This window comes from Neobacillus sp. PS2-9 (assembly GCF_030915525.1).
Lineage (GTDB): Bacteria > Bacillota > Bacilli > Bacillales > Cytobacillaceae > Neobacillus.
This window is the reverse complement of record NZ_CP133269.1, coordinates 1,161,042-1,180,324: the sequence shown is the minus strand read 5'-3', so window position 1 is coordinate 1,180,324 and position 19,283 is coordinate 1,161,042. Positions and strand designations below refer to the sequence as shown.

The window sequence follows — 19,283 nt, the reverse complement described above, 5'->3', positions numbered from 1 at the left end:
GGTTATCCCCACTAATCATCATTGTCTACAGATATTAGCTGCTTTGACTGATTTTTGATCATCTCCCTTAATCTATCTAGCATTCTTTTAAATTTGTCTAAGATATCTACTTGCTCAACCGTCCCTAAATGAATGCCCCGCTCTGTAAAAAAATTCAGGAAATAAATAATTATATAGTCAAGTTTTAACTTTTCATCAAACGATAAATTAAATAAAGAAAATAACTTATAAAAATAATTATTGTATTCACCTTTTATATACTTATGAATATAAAGATGATTATTATTCACATACACCTCAAGCCACATCATATTAAATAGATCATAGAAAAATATATACTCTCTTGAATATTCCCAATCTATGTAACAAATATGACTCTTTCCTTCCTTAACGAGCAGGGTATTTGATGTCCAAAGATCACCGTGCAGTTTTACGCAGGGAAACTTTACATCTAGTAATTCAGGATTAATTTTATTCCTAATGGGTTCTATTACTGCGTTCATTTTTATTTGAGAAATTAAATCTGTAGGACTACTAGATGATTGAATTCCATTTTCCACGCAAGCCTTAAAATAATTTATATTTCTTTCAAAGACATCTTCCATAACAAACAGGTAATCTTCTTCTATCCACGTATGATTTTGTTCAAAATTAACTAGTTCCTCCATTATTATAAGTTGCTCAGCATCTGCCTGTAAGATGGCTGGCATCGGAAAAAACTTTTTAAAACTTTGGTAAATACTAAGCACAGATTGATATTCTTGTTTATTTGAAAAAATGGACAGTACCTGGTTCCGCGATAAATCAAATATCTTACTGTCGTTATAGCCATTCGAGCTTCTAACTGGCCTATAAACACTCCCAGAAAACTCATTTTTTTGCTCTGCAGGTTCCACAATTTCTACCTTTTTTCTAAAGAATGTCTTTCTTAATAAAAAAATAAAAACCTTGATAGCAGCTTGATAATAATTATTCTGAAAAATTTGCAAGGCTCTATTTTTAGTGTACGAATCATTCCTCGTAATATACTTTAAAGAATCATCATAAACGTAAATCCCAGCACACATATACTTTGTGTTTCTTTGAAAGCCTTTAAGTATCTCCCTCTTTCTTTTTAAGAAGAGGTAAATCTTCTTAAACATATTTCCCCCCCGTTTTTTTGCATATTTGATTCCTATCTAAAGAAGAAACTAGCGCCCCAAAAACCAGCCATAGGATTCGCGCATTATTCAATGAAATAGCCATTGACCCAATCAATAGGATGATAATAATATCTCGGAAAATCAGGTTATTCTCAAAATCGGGTGAATCCGACACAGTTGAAGCCTTCCCTATGATAAAAAATACATAGGCAAAGAAGGTAAAAGCTAAAGGAATTCCCCACTCAGCAGACAACTGTAAAAAGGTGTTATGTGAGATATCACTTTGATGGAACATTTCAACGGCAATAGTCGTGTACGTTCCAATTCCAACCCCTATTACTGGGGAGAGTTGAATGATTTGTAAAGCAACCTTCCAAGTAATATTCCTTCCAGAACCATTTTCTGAAAGTGCGCCATTAAAATCAGTAAAAAGAGGCTCAATTCTCGCAAAGGAAGGTACAGTAGTACTGAGGAAACTCACCAAATTCTGCAGAAAACTAAATACTATGGGAATGGCCAAAATTATTAGACCAATTGTAAATAACTGAACAACAACTGAGAATGCTTTTTTCTTGTAAGTTAATAAATATTCTATTACCCTCAGCATTACATAACTAGAAAATGTAAGGATTCCTGTTTTTGAGCCTGATATTAAAACTGCTAATGCTGTAATGAGAACTGCGGCATACTTATACTTCATTTTTATGCTCTTCACCCTAGTAATATAAACTAGAGACGTTACTTGAAGGATGGAAAAGTAGTTAGGGTCAATCATTAGTCCTTTATACCTAACCCCTCCATAAAATAGAATATCTGTATGAATGTTTAGCACAGTAAAAACTAATCCTATTCCCCCAATTAACATACCGAAAAAAGAGTACCACTTTAAAATATCTACCATATGATCGTTTCTGGACAAATTATATCCAAAAATAAAATAGACCAATATAGCTGCCAATTTTGCATAGTCACTAACAATTTCCATTGGGTTTGGAGTATACATAAATTGTGATGGAATATAGAAAATAGAAGTTAACAAAACCACAATGGAAACAACTAAAAAATATATAACTGGTGTTACCGGTATTAACAACTGTTTATTAAGTATGAAAACGATAAAAATAAGGACACAAAATAAATCTGCAAATGAAATATTTACCCCAAAAATAACTTGGGATTGATGTAGTAATATAGCCATAGAAAAGAGTGCCATTGTAAACAAGATATTACTATTTTTATGACTATCGATTACTTCTAGTGAATAGTTCACTCCTCACCTGCACCTTCCTTTTTTAATTTCACGGTAATATTAAAAAATTCCTAAGAACTTCTTCCTTATTGGAATAGGCTGCTCTTTTTGAGGGTATTGCCCAAGCAGGAGTAATTCGGCATTTTCTTGAAAATAAAAGGTGTGGTCTATACCAAAGCCTTTTGTTATTGCTTCATATGCCCCAATGAGTTGAAAACCTCTCGTAGTAATATTATGAGCATCAGTTGCGATGAAGTGGGTTAAATGGTGCTCAATAATTCTTTCAGCAAAAGTCTTTACCTTTTTTCCAAAATGGCCGATTATGCTGCCTGCTGTCACTTGAGTTAATGCTCCCTCTAGAACGAGATCAACTAATAGATTGTTATCCTCTAAAAAGCCTTTATTTCTCTCCGGATGGACGATAATGGGAGTGATTCCTTTCAATAAAAGCTCATAGACTACCTCTTGCGTGTAGTTAGGAACCTCCCCTGACGGCAGTTCTAACAATAGATATTGTCCTTTATTATCAAGGGTCATCACTTCTTCCATTTCAAGGGAAATAAATAATTCCCGGTTCACTCTTAATTCTTGCCCTGGATGCACAAGTAGGGGAATATTCTCCTGTTCAAGCTGTGCATTAAAATCTTGTACATATTTCATGATATTTCCTTTTAAATTTTCATAACGACCGTTCATGTGATGCGGAGTGGCAAAAAGGTGGGTAATTCCTGCATTAGCTGCCTGTTTTGCCATAGCTAAACTCCGAACAAAATCTGGAGGACCGTCATCAATTCCCGGTAGAATATGACTGTGTATATCAATCAAAATATACATCCTCCTTTTTTAATTTAGATACTTTACTAGATTTCCTATCCAACCATCTTAAGCGTTATCCATACTCATAATAGTAACCACCGCTTCTTAAATCGACACCATTTACTACCGCACCAAGTAAGTGTGCGTTTGCCTTTTCTAACAACGTCTTAGCTTTCATCGCTATTTCCTTGCGTGTTTTCCCACTGGCTACCACCATGATTACGCCGTCGCATTTATTAGCCATAATTTGCGAGTCGGTAACAGCTAGTATCGGAGGTGTATCAAAAATGACAAAATCGAATGCTTCTTTAAGCTCCTCCATCATCACTTCCATCGCTTTCGAATCTAGTAATTCAGAGGGATTGGGTGGAATAACTCCACTTGGTAATACCTTCAAATTAGGAATATGAGTATTTGATATCGCTTCTTCCATACTAATTTTTTTAGTCAACACACTGGTTAATCCATCCATATTACTAATGTTAAACGCATAATGAACAGAGGGTTTTCTTAAGTCAGCATCCACCAGTAACACTTGTTTTCCTTGCTGGGAAAGAACGATAGCTAAATTAGTTGAAGTCGTAGACTTCCCATCTGAAGGTTCAGGTGATGTTACTACAATAGATTTAATCTCTTTATCAACGGATGCAAAGTTAATATTATTTCTAATTTGACGATACTGCTCTGTTATTGGTGACTTTGGATTAAAATGGGCAATGATATTAACCGCTCTTTTCCCTCTACTTTTTGATTTACGAAGCAACTGTTTCACTCCCCATCTTTTGATTTGTTGAGGTTTTTTTTCCTTTGCTTTCGTTTTTTGGCATTTTAGGAATTGCTCCTAGTACTGGCATTCCTAATAGTTCTACAACATCTTGATCATCCTTTAATGTACTGTCCAGGAAATCCAATAGGATGGCAAGCCCAATACCTGCTAATAACCCAATCACCACTCCAATTGTGATATTAAATAATGGATTGGGTTTAACGGGAACAGGATTCTTTTTTATTTTTGCCTCTGCAAGAATGCTCACGTTATTAACATTCATTATGTCTAGAATTTCCTTTTGAAATGTTTCAGAAATGGTATTTGCTATTTTAACTGCCAGAGCAGCGTTGCTATTCTCAACCGTCAACGAAAAGACCTGTGAATTTTCTTGGCTAGTTACCGAAATATTTTTAGTAAGCTGCTCTACACTTTGTCTAAGTTCCAATTTATTTATTACTTTTTCCAATATGCGTGGGCTCTTTACGATCACACTATACGTATTAATTAAATCCACATTACTTCGTAACCGGGACTCATCCAATTGATTTTGAGAATCCTTCTGATTGACAAGGATTTGTGTAGATGCCTGATATACAGGTGTTAATACAAAAAACGAAAGGATGCCACTCAAGGTTGTTGCTGACAATAGCACGAGCATAATTAACATCCAACGCTTTTTTAGCGTTTTAAAGATATCAGTTAATCTAATTGTTTTATCCATAATTTCCTCCAGTATTGTAATCCGCATGAACTAAATTACTGACTTTTTAAAAATTCATATAAAAATTCAAACCATATCCAGTTACCCTTATTATTTGGATTAATATAATCATTAGTTAGAACATCTACTAATATTAGGTTTTCTTCTGTCAGTTTCTTCTCAATTCCAGATATGCTATCAATATATTGCCAGCTATTTTTTGTTATTAATTCTTTAGAAGCATTAATATAATCCATATACGTTAGCCCTAAACTATTTTTAGTATCTTTATTAACAACCGGATTAGGAGACATAATAAAAATCCTGGCATTAGGAAGCCCCGTCTTTAATGCGGCCATAATGTTTTGCAAATCTTGTGTAGTCTGTTCAATTGTTAATGACTGCAAATGATTATTAATAAGCGAGTTTTCAAAAATAATTAAATCCGGCTTTTCCTTGATTACTAAATCTATTTTTTTACTTGTTAATAAATCGGATGTCGAGTATCCTTCATATCCATGGTTTACAAACCTTAATGAACCTATGTCCGCGGTATCTGATTGTAATTGTTTACGTAAAAGTTCTGCCCAACCATAAGAAGAATCTGTTGCCCCAATTGCAGCAGTAACATTACTACCAACAACTGAAACTTTAACTTGATTTTCTGTAAGGGCTCTATAACGTAAAAAGTCTATAAAGGACTGCTTTTTATTGTTTTCAGGCTTTAAACTATTTATCAGGGCTTGTTTTTCTGCTTTTTCTTTTTCTAGTAGTTTTTCAACAGCACTTCTCCCTTCAATCTCTGCTGCTTTACTCTTATTTTTCCAATACGTGTGACCGAATACCAACACCGCTATACAAAGGACCGCCATAAATAAAACCAGAAACTTTTTCATTTTCCCTCCAACCTACCTGTCATTTCTTTATCTTTGTTTAGTTTCTGAATTTTCATTTTTCCATCTTATAAATTCTATTACTGTTTTATATTGCTGTATTTGTTCCTTTTCAAGCCCCGATTCCTTTAGTTCCCGTACAAAATCGAACCATTCTTTTTCCATAAACAAATTACGATCCTCTTCAAGACCTGTTTGTAAAAGTGTGATAAGATCAACCTTTAACACTGACGCAATCTTTATCATTATTTGAAGCGAGGGGTTCTTATTAAGATTACGCTCAATGTTACTTAAATAGGATTTTGATATATTCGTAAGTTCGGCCAGCTCCGATAAGGAGTAACCTCTTTGGTTTCGTAGTCTCGCTATATTTTTTCCAATCATTATGTTTACCTCTTTATTTTTTATTTATTTGATAATCACGTTTACATTACATTTCCCCCAAATTTATCATGGTTTTTACAAACTATTGAATGTTTTCTTAATACATTCAATGACCCGCAATTGTTCTTGGACTGTCAAATTTGAACCTGAGGGTAAACAAATTCCTGTTTGGAACAATTCTTCGGACACACTTTCGTTCTCAGCATGTGGATAATACTTATTTTTATTAAAGAGGGGCTGTAACTGAAGCGGTTTCCAAACAGGCCTCGCTTCAATATTCTCCTCTTCTAAAGCAGCAATTAACTCCTTGGGAGAGACGTTGGTTTCTTCCTTGTTAATCGTAATAGCAGTCAGCCATCTAGTTGAAAAAGTATCTTCTAACTCTTGCATGAAAGAAATAGAAGAGATGTGTGCAAGCTCCTGTTGGTAGGTATTAAAAATTGCTCTTCTAGCATTAATTCTTGCATCCAAGACCTCTAACTGACTTCTGCCAATTCCCGCCAATATATTACTCATTCGATAGTTATAACCTAGCTTGCTATGCTGATAATGAGGAGCAGGGTCTCTAGCTTGAGTTGCTAGGAAACGAGCTTGCCTTAACGCCTCTGTATTATTGGAAACGAGCATGCCTCCGCCTGATGTTGTAATAATCTTATTTCCATTGAAAGAAAAGATACCAAATTCCCCAAATGTCCCACTAGGTTTACCTTTATATTTAGCTCCTAGTGACTCGGCAGCATCTTCAATAATAGGGACATGAAACTTCCTACAAATAGATACTAATTCATGCATTTTGGCAGACTGTCCATAAAGATTTACTATGATTACTGCTTTAGGTAATTTATTTTCAGCAACCGCTTCTTCTAATGCTTCTTCTAATGCAATCGGTGACATATTCCACGTATCTCGTTCTGAATCAATGAATATAGGCTCCGCGCCTTGATATAAGATGGGATTGGCACTTGCAACAAATGTTAGACTAGAGCAAAAAACAGTATCGCCTTTTTGGACATCTAATAAAGAGAGGGCCAAATGGATCGCTGCCGTTCCTGAACTAACTGCAACTGCTCCATTCATTCCAATATATCCTGCTACTTCCATTTCAAATGCATCTACATTTGGCCCTAATGGAGCAACCCAATTCGTTTCAAATGCCTCATTAATAAAATTCATTTCCTTACCGCTCATATGTGGTGATGAAAGAAATATTCTCCGATCTGTGGTTGTATGTAACAACTCATACACCTCCTACTTTTTTTCCTTTGTGAGAGAGAACACTACTAAATTTTCAGATTAGTATTTTAGACTTCATTTGCTTGTCAAGCTTACTAGATTATTAACCATGCCCCTCTTTGTCATTTGTTTGTGTGCCCGTAAATCGAGCAACTGTGACATGATTATCCTCGGAGATACCTTCAGATCGAATCACTTTTTTTACAGTAAGAAATAAAATTTTTATATCAAGTACCAGTGTTTGATGATTCACATACCAAACATCCAGTTTAAACTTTTCCTCCCATGTAATGGCATTGCGCCCATGAACCTGAGCCCATCCTGTAATTCCAGGTCTAACTAAATGCCTTTTTGCTTGTTCCTCCGTATATAGGGGGAGATATTCCATTAATAGTGGCCGAGGACCCACTAAGCTTAGATCGCCTTTTAATACATTCATTAGCTGTGGCAGCTCATCTAAACTAAACCTCCTTAGAAAAGATCCAAAAGAGGTTAAGCGCTTTTCATCAGGCAGAAGTACTCCCCTACTGTCCTTCCAATCAGTCATGGTTCTAAACTTATATAAAAAAAAAGGTCTCCCATTCAATCCAGGGCGTTGTTGTCTGAATAGAATCGGAGAACCAAGCTTATACTTGACTAAAATAGCTACTATAAAAAGGATTGGAGCGAACAAAACAAACAATAGTAAAGAAATAAGTACATCCATCATTCTTTTCATATACTCACTTCCTTTTTTTGATTAAGCAGTTGTGATGGAGAATTTAATTCTGTTTTCATCTCAATAGTTTTTACTTTATTAACTCTTTGTCTAATACAGAAGACAGATACTCTAATAACCTACCACGTAATTCCTTACGTTCTAAAGCATATTCAATATTGGTTTGAATAAAGCCTATTTTTTCGCCCACATCATATCTAATACCTTCAAAGTGGTAGGCATAGACTGCTTCATTTTGATTTAATACTTCTATTGCATCGGTAAGTTGAATTTCACCACCGGCGCCAGGCTCTTGATTCCCTAATATATCGAATATTCTCGGGCTTAATATATATCGTCCTAGAATGGCAAGGTTTGATGGTGCTTCTTCTACTTTTGGTTTTTCTATTAAACTATTTACACTGAAAAATCGATCACTTATACATTTACCATCAACAATTCCATACCTCGAGACATCAAATTGTGGTACTGGTTGAACACCAAGTATGGAAGCATTGTATCGTTCATATTGGTGCATTAATTGTTTTAGGCAGGGGTTTTCCGCCTTAACAATATCGTCACCAAGTAGCACAGCAAATGGCTCATCTCCAATAAACTTTCGTGCACACCATATAGCATGCCCTAATCCTTTTGGTTCCTTCTGTCGAATATAATGGATGTCAACTAGACTTGAGGATTTTTGAACTTCACCTAGTAACTCGTACTTCCCATTTTCGAAAAGATTATGTTCTAATTCAAAACTGTTATCAAAATGGTCTTCAATCGCTCTTTTCCCCTTACCCGTGACAATAATAATATCCTCAATTCCTGATTCGACTGCTTCTTCGACGATATATTGAATGGTCGGTTTATCGACAATGGGTAGCATTTCTTTTGGCATTGCCTTCGTGGCAGGAAGAAATCTTGTCCCCAATCCAGCTGCAGGGATAATGGCCTTTTTAACCTTCATTATTCCACCTCCTAAATAGGTACTTTCATAATCGTCATTTCCTTGATCCTATGATTAGCAATATCTAAAACTCGTTTTCTTAATTCTTGCTTTTCTAATTTTCCATAGATTGAAATAAGCTCCTCTATTTCCCTCATATATAGCTCAGATGTTTTTCCAATATAGATTTTTGGATAGATTTGGTGCTCTTCCACTTCTTCTTCTTTTAATAATTCTTCAAATAATTTTTCACCAGGTCTCATACCTGTGTATTCAATTCCAATATCATCAAGTGAATTACCTGAGAGTTTTATTAAATTCTTAGCCAAATCTACAATTTTCACAGGGTCCCCCATGTCTAAAACGAAAATTTCTCCTCCTCTTGCTAGAGCACCGGCCTGTAATACCAACCTCGATGCTTCTGGAATTGTCATAAAATAACGAACCATATCAGGGTGTGTAACGGTAATGGGACCACCTTTTTCAATTTGATTTTTAAAGAGCGGAATAACACTTCCTCTACTTCCTAATACATTTCCAAAACGTACAGCAACGAATTTAGTAGCACTTTCTTTATTCATATTTTGGATAACCATTTCGGCCAACCTTTTTGTTGCCCCCATTACACTTGTTGGGTTAACTGCCTTGTCAGTAGAAATCATCACGAATGTCTTTATCCCATTCCAGCTAGCTGCTTTTGCTGCATTTAACGTACCAATGATGTTATTTTTCACTGCCTCTTCCGGGTTTTTTTCCATAAGAGGGACATGTTTGTGGGCAGCAGCATGATAGACAACATCCGGTTGATAGGTACTCATCACAGCCATCATTTTCTTTTCATCCTGTAAGTCAGCTATAACTGGTACGAACTCTATCTTATTGTTTTTATAGTTTTCTTTTAATTCCATTTCGATGGTATAAATGCTATTCTCACCATGACCAAGCAGGACCAACTGTCTTGGTTGGAATTTTGCGATTTGGCGGCATATTTCCGATCCAATTGAACCACCTGCTCCTGTAACCAAAATAACGTTATTTGTAATATTTTGAGAGATTGTATTTATATCTAATTCAACTGGTTCTCTGCCTAATAAATCTTCCACTTGTACATCGCGAAATTGATTAACTGAAACCTTCCCCGTCATTAAATCCTCGAGCAATGGGAGGATTTGTGTTTTTGCATTCGTCTTAGCGCACTCCATAAAGATCTTATTTAATTGCTTCTTATTAAGCGATGGAATGGCAATCACAATATTTTCAATCTTAAGTTTCTTAACGATTTCTTCAATTTTTGAAACTCCACCCAAGACAGGGATTCCTAAAATATCAAGTTTATGCTTCTTCTGATCATCATCAATAAAGCCCACAGGCAATAAGTTCGAATCATTTTTCCTGTTAAGTTGTCTGGCAACCATTATTCCGGCTGAACCTGCACCAACAATGAGGATTTTCTTTTGATTATTTTTTTTATGCAAGAAAGCATCCTGAAAAGCGCGCCAACAAAAGCGAGACCCACCAATAAAAGTCAAGTTTAGCAGCCAAGTTACAATTAATAGTCTTGTAAAGGTTTCATGAAACATAAGCTGTTGAACCAGGGCTGCAATAAAAATGGTAAACGTTTCTACTTTTATGATGCTTATTAATTCTCCTACACTCGCATACACCCAAGCTTTTTTATATAACTTGGATTGAAAGGATAGGTAATGATGGCTTAGTAATATAACTATGGAGCTAAACACAGCTGGGAAGGTAATTACATCTAATGTCGCGTTTACAAGAAAGTAACTAATAAAAATAGCAGTAAGTACTATACAAGAATCTATACAGACAAAGAGTGGTAATCTTTGATTATAGGTCATATGTTTCCTCCCCCTTCATTAAAAAAAAGATTTAATTATATACTCTTTATGAGGGTATATAATTAAGTCTTTTTTTAATCAGGCATCTAACCTGCCCTCACATCACACTACCGACGACTTGCGTCTAAGGTACTAGACCCACAGTATGACCGAGTGCCTCCATCGATAATGGAAAGGAGACATCACCAAGGTTGAATAACAACCTTATACATATTCGTTCTAAATAAAGAACTTCCTAGTAAAAATTTTTTGGTTTCGATCATACATTCAATTAAGATTATAGTTTGTTCTTAAAATAAGTCCTATATCAATAATATTAGTTCTTTATACAGAACATGTCAATTCTCCATGTAGAATTATATTTTTTTATTTGGCTGTTTTAAAGAACAGTGTTGATATTTACACCCTGTTGATTGGAGCGGAAGGCACGAAGACTCCTGTGGGAGTATGGTTCAGGGGAGACCCGCAGGCGTAAGCGCCGAGGAGGCTCGCCGAAACACCCACGGAAAGCGAAGTGCCTGAAGCGGAAATTAACAGGCAAGTTTAACAGAGCCTTTTATTTAATTGTTAACCCTATAAAAAAAGTTTGACATCCCCTACTAATCTGTAGTAAATTTTATAAATAATCTAAATAATTGATTTCTTATCAAGAGAGGTTGAGGGAATGGCCCTGCGACGCCTCAGCAACCTTCAATGAACGGTTCGTTCATTGAAAAGGTGCTAAGTCCTGCAAATTTTACTAATTTGCAAGATAAGAAGAATGACAAGTGTGTCGTACATACAAAAGTCTTCTTCTTATAAGAAGACTTTTTTTATTTATCTGAAAGCTTTAGCGCCCTGTAGCGTTAAAGTTGGCAATTAAAACTCTAATTACAACATTAAACTTACCTTTAAGGAGTGTGCGTTATGTACAAAATTGACACAAAACTAGCCCAAATTGGGAACCGCAGCGAGACAGCGACAGGTACAGTGAACCCGCCTGTTTATTTTTCTACTGCTTATCGACACGAAGGTATCGGGCAATCAACAGGTTTTGACTATAGCCGAACAGGGAACCCAACGCGTCAGCTCCTGGAAAAAACGATTGCTGATTTAGAAGCTGGGGACCAAGGTTTTGCCTGCAGTTCAGGAATGGCTGCGATTTTCACGATTCTTTCCTTATTTCAATCGGGAGATGAATGGCTGGTAAGCGAAGATTTATACGGCGGTACCTATCGCTTATTAGAACAAGGCTTTAAAAAATGGGGATTAAACACTCAATATGTAAATACCTGTTGTCCGGAAGAAATCGCAGGGAAGATTACTCCACAAACAAAGGCCATATTTTTGGAGACTCCTACTAATCCCCTCATGCAGCAATCGGACATTGCTGCTGTTTCTCAGATTGCTAAGAAGCACGGAATACTCTTGATTGTTGATAATACCTTCTTTACTCCACTATTACAGCAACCGATTAAGCTCGGGGCTGATATCGTTATTCATAGTGCTACAAAATACCTGGGTGGTCATAACGACGTACTTGCAGGTTTGATTGTCGCAAAAGGAAAGGAACTATGTGAAGCATTGGCTTTTCATCATAACGGTGCGGGTGGTGTACTTAGCCCATTTGACTCCTGGCTGTTAATGCGCGGAATGAAAACATTGTCTCTCCGCATGGAAAGACATGAAAAGAACGCAAAGTCAGTGGTGGAGTTTCTTTCCAATCATGAAGATGTGACAGATGTTCTATATCCTGGACGCGGCGGAATGGTATCTTTCCGAGTAAAAGATGAAGCATGGGTGAACCCATTCCTACAAGGATTATCTCTCATTACGTTTGCAGAAAGTCTCGGTGGAACGGAGAGCTTTATTACGTATCCTGCTACACAAACACATGCGGATATTCCGGAAGAAATTCGAATTCAATCCGGAGTTTGTAATCGTTTATTACGTTTTTCCGTTGGGATTGAAGATCCACAAGACTTAATTGATGACTTGAAAAAGGCTTTCGCGAACGTGAAAGAAGGAGTGATTGCGTAATGTCACACGAAGAATACACCTTTGAAACCAGGCTACTTCATAATCAGCATAAAGTGGACCCGACAACTGGTGCGGTTAGTGTACCCATTCAGCATGCATCCACCTTCCACCAATTTGATTTCGACCAGTTCGGTAAATACGATTATGGTCGCAGCTTAAATCCAACAAGAGAAGCGCTTGAGGATGTGATTGCAGAACTTGAGGGTGGTGTAAAAGGCTTTGCTTTTTCTTCTGGTATGGCCGCCATTTCGACTGCGTTCCTTCTGCTTTCCGCTGGTGATCATATTGTCATTACTGAAGATGTATATGGTGGTACGTTCCGGATGGTCACACAGGTCCTTTCCCGGTTCGGTATTGAACATACCTTTGTGGATTTGACCCATTTAGACGAAGTTAAACAAGCGATTCAGCCGAATACAAAAGCATTTTATGTTGAAACACCCTCCAATCCATTAATGAAAGTGACTGATATTGAGGCAATTAGCAGGTTAGCAACGGAAATTGGAGCTTTAACCTTTGTTGATAATACGTTTCTTACCCCTTCACATCAAAAGCCATTGGAATTAGGGGCAGATGTGGTCCTTCATAGCGCAACGAAATTTTTATCAGGACATAGTGATGTCGTTGCGGGTCTCGCTGTGGTTAAGGATGAAAACTTGGCGAAAAGATTAGGCTTTTTACAGAATGGATTTGGTGCTATATTGGGCGTCCAGGATGCCTGGCTCGTACTAAGAGGGATAAAGACGCTTCACGTTCGGCTAGAACAATCACAGAAATCAGCTATTAAACTCGCAGAATTTTTAGATGAACATCCGCTTGTGAAAAAGGTGCATTATCCTGGGCTCGAAAGTCACCCTCAATATCACATCCAGAACAAGCAAGCAGCAGGACCTGGAGCCGTCTTATCCTTTGAATTAGAAAGTGAAGATGCGCTCCGAACCTTTTTGGCCAATGTAGAAATCCCTGTTTTCGCTGTCAGCCTGGGAGCAGTCGAATCAATTCTATCTTATCCGGCGAAAATGTCACATGCCGCCATGCCTCAGGAGGAAAGAGAAAAGCGCGGGATTACTAATAGCCTCGTCCGACTATCGGTTGGACTAGAAAATCCAGATGATCTAATCAAGGATTTTTCCCAAGCGTTTGAGAAAGTTAATCGAATTCAATTAGTATTCGAGCGGGGAGAATAGCGATGAGCTTTTTAGAAAAATTAAAAAATCAAATCTTAATAGCCGATGGAGCCATGGGGACTCTATTGTATTCGTACGGAAAGGATAGTTGTTTAGAGGAACTGAATCTTTCCCAGGCAGAACATATCCAAACGATCCATCAAGCGTATATCGATGCCGGTGCTAATGTCATTCAGACCAACACCTATGCTGCCAATTATTTAAAGCTGCAGCGATATGGTTTGGAGGATTCTGTAAAGGAAATTAACAGTGCTGCCGTAGCTATTGCTAAAAGAGCCGCTTCAAAAAGCCAGTCGTACATCCTTGGAACAATTGGCGGAAATCGAGGAATTAAACCTGATTCAATCACCATTGAAGAATTAAAACGAAGCTTCCGCGAACAATTATATTGTCTTCTCCTTGAAGGCGTAGATGGTTTGTTACTTGAAACCTTTTACGATTTAGAAGAACTTGAAACGATTTTAACCATTGCTAGGAAGGAAACCAACCTGCCAATCATTGCACAAGTCTCCCAACAGGAGCCAGGATTTTTGCAGGATCGAACTCCTGTCAATGATGCCTTAAAACGGCTTGAAGGTCTTGGCGCCGATGTCGTCGGTCTGAACTGCCGGCTCGGCCCCCACCATATGCTGCTAGCATTGGATCAGATAGAAATACCTGAACATGCATTTCTATCAGCCTATCCAAATGCCAGTATCCCTGCCTATACGGACGGAAAGTTCCACTATGAAGGAGATGCCGATTATTTCCGAAACTCTGCAAAAGCGTTCCGTAATCAAGGGGTACGATTACTGGGCGGTTGCTGTGGGACAACGCCAGATCATATTCGAGCCTTTGCAGCGGAATTAAAGAATAGTGTTCCAATTACTGAAAAAATAGTAAAATTAAAGCCAAAGCAGATTGTGGTTGAATCAACACCCTCTCCGATAAGGGAGTATGCTCCCCTACAAGAGATTGTGAGAGAAAGACCTTCTGTTATTGTAGAATTAGATCCTCCTAGGAAGCTAGATACGACCAAGTTTTTCGAAGGAGCCAAAGCATTAAAAGAAGCTGGAATTGATTCTATTACTTTAGCTGATAATTCCCTTGCAACTGTACGTATTTCCAACGAATCATTGGGATATTTAGTGAAAGAAAAATTAGGCATGCGACCGCTTATTCACATTGCATGTCGCGACCGTAATATTATTGGATTACAATCCCACTTAATGGGGCTCCATACTCTAGGATTAAATGACGTTCTTGCGATTACAGGCGACCCTGCAAGAGTAGGAGATTTCCCTGGTGCTTCATCCGTCTATGATGTGTCATCATTTGAACTAATTCAGATGATTAAGCAACTAAATGAAGGTTTGTCTTTTTCCGGTAAAGACTTAGGACAAAAAACCGACTTTAGTGTGGCAGCAGCTTTTAACCCGAATGTGCGCTCACTCGAGAAAGCTGTTAAAAGGCTTGAGAAGAAAATTCAATTTGGTGCAGATTATTTCATCTCCCAGCCTGTTTTTTCAGAAGAAAAGCTGATTGAAATCTATGAACATACAAAACACCTTAAGGCACCTATTTATATTGGACTCATGCCACTGACAAGTAGTAAAAACGCTGAATTCCTTCATAATGAAGTTCCTGGGATTAAAATTGCCGATTCGATACGTGAGCGAATGGCCAGGTTGAATGACAAACCGCTTCAAGCAGCGCGGGAAGGTATTGCTATAACGAAGTCACTCATTGACGCGGCTTTAGATTTATTTAATGGAATTTATTTAATTACACCATTTTTACGTTACGAATTAACTGCAGAGCTGGCTCATTATGCCCGTCAGCGTGCAAGTGAAGTGAGGGGGAACAACATTGCTGAAAACATCATTTACTGATCAGTTGAAGAAACGAATCCTCGTAATGGATGGAGCCATGGGAACAATGCTGCAACGAGTCAACCTTACCGCTGAGGATTTTGGCGGAGAGGAATTCGAGGGCTGTAATGAAAACCTTAATTTAACTGCTCCCTCTGTCATAGCCAATATTCACCGAGAATATCTTGAGGCTGGCGCAGACATTATTGAAACCAATACGTTTGGGGCAACTAGCCTAGTGCTTGATGAATATGGTCTCGGCTACAAAGCCTATGAAATCAATAAAATCGCTGCGATGATTGCGATTGGTGAGGTGCAAAAGGTTTATTCTGAGGACTGGCCACGTTTTGTTGCTGGTTCGATGGGTCCGACGACGAAAACATTAAGTGTGACTGGTGGAACGACCTTTGATGAACTTGCGGCAAGTTACGAGGAGCAAGCAATTGGCTTAATTGACGGCGGCGTTGATCTTCTGCTACTTGAAACAAGCCAGGATATGTTGAATGTAAAAGCTGGGTTCGCTGGTATCCAAAGTGCTTTTTCGAAGACAGGTACTACACTTCCGATTGTGATATCGGGGACGATTGAACCGATGGGTACCACTCTTGCAGGACAGTCTATCGAAGCGTTCTATATTTCAGTTGAGCATATGAAACCAGCTGCAGTAGGACTGAACTGTGCAACGGGTCCAGAGTTTATGCAGGATCATATTCGTTCCCTTTCTAATCTTGCGACAACTGCCGTTAGCTGTTATCCGAATGCTGGTCTGCCTGATGAGGAAGGACACTATCATGAAACACCGGAAATCCTTGCGAAAAAGCTATCTGATTTTGCTGCGCATGGCTGGTTAAATATTGTCGGCGGCTGTTGTGGCACGACTCCTGAACATATTAAAGCCATTTCGGAAGCAATGAAAAATTATCAGCCACGGGGATATGAGCCATCTTCTGTTCACATGGTATCAGGTATTGAACCATTTGTTTACGATGATCCGACATTACGTCCGATCATGGTGGGAGAACGCACGAACGTCATTGGATCTCGTAAATTCAAACGGTTAATCACCGAAGGGAAATTTGAAGAAGCATCAGAAGTTGCACGGGCACAGGTGAAAGGCGGCGCTCATGTCATTGATATCTGCCTTGCTGACCCTGACCGCGATGAAATCGTGGACATGGAAAATTTCATTAAAGAGGTCGTAAAAAAGGTTAAGGTACCTCTTGTAATCGACTCAACTGATGAGAAGGTCATTGAAAAAGCACTCAAATATTCTCAAGGAAAAGCGATTATTAATTCAATAAATCTTGAAGATGGCGAGGAACGTTTTGAAGCGATTGTTCCATTGATTCATCGCTATGGGGCGGCTGTTGTTGTCGGTACAATTGATGAGGAAGGTATGGGAGTTACTGCCGAGCGAAAGCTGGAGATTGCCAAACGTTCCCATGATCTGCTGGTCCATAAGTATGGGTTGCAATCGCAGGATCTAATTTTTGACCCACTAGTGTTCCCTGTTGGTACTGGGGACGAACAATACATTGGATCTGCGAAGGCAACGGTTGAAGGAATAAGGTTAATTAAGGAGCAGCTTCCAGGGGTGCAAACGATTCTTGGGATTAGTAATGTATCCTTTGGATTACCGCCAGTTGGAAGAGAAATTTTGAATTCGGTATTCCTTTATCACTGTACACAGGCTGGTTTGGATTACGCCATTGTAAATACAGAAAAGTTGGAGCGCTTTGCCTCCATTTCTAAGGAAGAAGTTACCTTAGCGGAGGATTTGTTATTTAGAACAACTGATGAGACGTTAGCTGTTTTTACAGAGTTTTACCGTGGTAAAAAGAAAGAAGCGAAGAGCACCGTCCCAAATATGACTTTGGAAGAGCGTCTCGCCTATTATGTTGTGGAGGGCACGAAAGAAGGCTTACTATCAGATTTGGATTTGGCACTTGAAAGCTATCCTGCCCCGCTTGCTATCATTAATGGACCGTTAATGGATGGCATGAAAGAAGTTGGGCGACTATTTAATGATAACCAATTAATTGTTGCTGAGGTTTTACAGAGTGCAGAAGTGATGAAGGCCGCGGTATCACATTTAGAACCGCATATGGAAAAAGGCGATGTGTCTGCGACAAAAGGCAAAGTTATTTTAGCGACTGTAAAAGGTGATGTTCATGATATTGGTAAAAACCTTGTAGACATTATACTGAGTAATAATGGTTATGATGTGGTTGATCTAGGAATTAAAGTGACTCCTACTGAGTTGGTAAAAGCGATCCATAGAGAAAAACCGGATATGGTTGGTTTGTCAGGTTTACTTGTTAAGTCTGCACAGCAAATGGTGTTAACGGCTCAGGATATGAAAGATGCTGGCATCTCACTCCCTATCTTAGTTGGCGGTGCCGCTCTATCTCGTAAGTTTACCGATACGAAGATTGCTAAGGAATATGATGGACTTGTTTTGTATGCAAAGGATGCGATGAATGGATTATCACTGGCAAACCAACTGCAAGACCAGGAGGAACACCAAAAGCTGTTGGATGAGAAGGCTGAAAAGCTGGCTGCATTAGAGATACCAAGAGAGTTACCAATACGTCAAGTTGGGGCTGTAGCAGTTAAAGTGAAGCCCTCTGTATCAACAGAAGCTCCAGTATTTACGCCAATGGATACAAAAAGACACATTTTAAAAACCTATTCCTTATCTCATATTGAGCCATACATCAATATGCAAATGCTAATTGGGCATCATCTTGGTGTTAAGGGAAAGGTTGCTAAATTGCTTGCTGAAAAGGATGAAAAGGCTGTAAAAGTTAAAGAGGTCGTGGACCAATTGTTAGCAGATGCAAGCCGTGAAAATTGGATTACACCGAATGCTGTTTATCAGTTCTTTCCGGCACAGTCGAATGGTAACAAAGTAATTATCTATGATCCTGAAAATACTGAGACAATCATTGAAACGTTTGATTTCCCGCGCCAAGATGCGGCGCCACATCTTTGTTTAGCTGATTTCTTAAAATCCGTTGACAGTGGTGTAATGGATTATGTTGGCTTCTTTACCGTAACAGCTGGAAGAGGTATTCGAGAAAAAGCGGATGAATTCAAGGCGGACGGTCGTTTCCTTGAGAGCCATGCTCTCCAATCATTAGCACTCGAGACTGCAGAAGGCTTTGCCGAATTGATACACCGTCAGATGCGTGACCGCTGGGGCTTCCCGGATCCGCTTACGTTTACTATGCAGGACCGTTTTGCTGCTAAATACCAAGGACAACGTTTTTCATATGGATATCCGGCCTGCCCAGATTTAGAAGACCAGAAAAAGTTGTTTAAATTAATTCAGCCGGAAGAACTTGGAATCCAATTAACAGATGGTTGCATGATGGAACCGGAAGCTTCTGTTTCTGCGATGGTTTTTGCACATCCTGAGGCAAGGTATTTTAATGTACTAAGGTAATTTTTTCTTATTCCCGTGGAATCTTAGATTGATTCCGCGGGATTTTGTGTTTATTCCGCGAGTTTTCATGATTATTCCGCGCACTTTC

15 protein-coding genes and 1 riboswitch are annotated in these 19,283 nt (G+C 38.4%); of the genes, 4 read left to right on the top strand and 11 right to left on the bottom strand.

All coding sequences use genetic code 11. The features are described from left to right. Positions 1-11: 11 nt before the first annotated feature. From RCG25_RS05770 to RCG25_RS05720, 11 genes are all read right to left on the bottom strand, one after another. On the bottom strand, positions 12-1,142 hold the full coding sequence (locus RCG25_RS05770; protein WP_308082737.1) for a protein kinase family protein: 1,131 nt from the start codon (positions 1,140-1,142) through the stop codon (positions 12-14). Continuing rightward, entirely contained in the window at positions 1,135-2,412 is a 1,278-nt protein-coding gene (locus RCG25_RS05765; RefSeq protein WP_308082736.1) for an O-antigen ligase family protein, read from the bottom strand. Before RCG25_RS05765 ends, RCG25_RS05770 begins: the two co-directional genes overlap by 8 nt. A 39-nt stretch (positions 2,413-2,451) precedes the next feature. Beyond that, positions 2,452-3,225 (bottom strand): tyrosine-protein phosphatase, encoded by a 774-nt coding sequence (locus RCG25_RS05760; protein ID WP_308082735.1) that lies wholly within the window; start codon positions 3,223-3,225, stop codon positions 2,452-2,454. Positions 3,226-3,280: 55 nt separating this feature from the next. After that, a complete protein-coding gene (locus RCG25_RS05755; protein ID WP_308082734.1) occupies positions 3,281-3,979 on the bottom strand; it encodes a CpsD/CapB family tyrosine-protein kinase in 699 nt (232 codons plus the stop codon). Then, positions 3,960-4,697 carry a YveK family protein gene (locus RCG25_RS05750; RefSeq protein ID WP_308082733.1) on the bottom strand — a complete coding sequence of 246 codons (738 nt, stop codon included), beginning with the start codon at positions 4,695-4,697 and terminating at the stop codon, positions 3,960-3,962. The genes RCG25_RS05755 and RCG25_RS05750 overlap by 20 nt, the downstream gene beginning before the upstream one ends. A 35-nt stretch (positions 4,698-4,732) precedes the next feature. Then, positions 4,733-5,572, bottom strand: coding sequence for an SGNH/GDSL hydrolase family protein (locus RCG25_RS05745; RefSeq protein WP_308082732.1), 840 nt, complete (start codon positions 5,570-5,572; stop codon positions 4,733-4,735). Between the two features lie 27 nt (positions 5,573-5,599). Beyond that, positions 5,600-5,953, bottom strand: a complete 354-nt coding sequence (locus RCG25_RS05740) for a helix-turn-helix domain-containing protein (RefSeq protein ID WP_308082731.1) — start codon at positions 5,951-5,953, stop codon at positions 5,600-5,602. Positions 5,954-6,028: 75 nt separating this feature from the next. Continuing rightward, positions 6,029-7,189, bottom strand: a complete 1,161-nt coding sequence (locus RCG25_RS05735; protein WP_308082730.1) for a DegT/DnrJ/EryC1/StrS family aminotransferase — start codon at positions 7,187-7,189, stop codon at positions 6,029-6,031. A gap of 100 nt (positions 7,190-7,289) precedes the next feature. Further along, the gene (locus tag RCG25_RS05730; RefSeq protein ID WP_308082729.1) at positions 7,290-7,904 is read right to left on the bottom strand and encodes a sugar transferase; all 615 of its coding nucleotides are present in this window, start codon (positions 7,902-7,904) and stop codon (positions 7,290-7,292) included. Positions 7,905-7,974: 70 nt separating this feature from the next. Further along, positions 7,975-8,853 carry a UTP--glucose-1-phosphate uridylyltransferase GalU gene (galU, locus tag RCG25_RS05725; protein WP_308082728.1) on the bottom strand — a complete coding sequence of 293 codons (879 nt, stop codon included), beginning with the start codon at positions 8,851-8,853 and terminating at the stop codon, positions 7,975-7,977. A gap of 11 nt (positions 8,854-8,864) precedes the next feature. After that, positions 8,865-10,691, bottom strand: a complete 1,827-nt coding sequence (locus RCG25_RS05720) for a polysaccharide biosynthesis protein (RefSeq protein WP_308082727.1) — start codon at positions 10,689-10,691, stop codon at positions 8,865-8,867. A gap of 640 nt (positions 10,692-11,331) precedes the next feature. Next, positions 11,332-11,449, top strand: a riboswitch (SAM riboswitch). Positions 11,450-11,597: 148 nt separating this feature from the next. On the opposite strand from RCG25_RS05720, the gene RCG25_RS05715 reads away from it, so the two are divergent. From RCG25_RS05715 to metH, 4 genes are read left to right on the top strand one after another with little or no spacing between them, the layout of a single operon-like run. Then, positions 11,598-12,710: a methionine biosynthesis PLP-dependent protein gene (locus RCG25_RS05715; RefSeq protein ID WP_308082726.1), complete on the top strand. Its 1,113-nt coding sequence runs from the start codon at positions 11,598-11,600 to the stop codon at positions 12,708-12,710. Further along, positions 12,710-13,897, top strand: coding sequence for a cystathionine beta-lyase (gene metC / locus RCG25_RS05710; RefSeq protein ID WP_308082724.1), 1,188 nt, complete (start codon positions 12,710-12,712; stop codon positions 13,895-13,897). The genes RCG25_RS05715 and metC overlap by 1 nt, the downstream gene beginning before the upstream one ends. 2 nt (positions 13,898-13,899) lie before the next feature. Next, positions 13,900-15,768 carry a bifunctional homocysteine S-methyltransferase/methylenetetrahydrofolate reductase gene (locus RCG25_RS05705; protein ID WP_308082723.1) on the top strand — a complete coding sequence of 623 codons (1,869 nt, stop codon included), beginning with the start codon at positions 13,900-13,902 and terminating at the stop codon, positions 15,766-15,768. Then, positions 15,746-19,195 carry a methionine synthase gene (gene metH, locus RCG25_RS05700; RefSeq protein WP_308082722.1) on the top strand — a complete coding sequence of 1,150 codons (3,450 nt, stop codon included), beginning with the start codon at positions 15,746-15,748 and terminating at the stop codon, positions 19,193-19,195. Before RCG25_RS05705 ends, metH begins: the two co-directional genes overlap by 23 nt. The last annotated feature ends 88 nt before the right edge of the window (positions 19,196-19,283 follow it).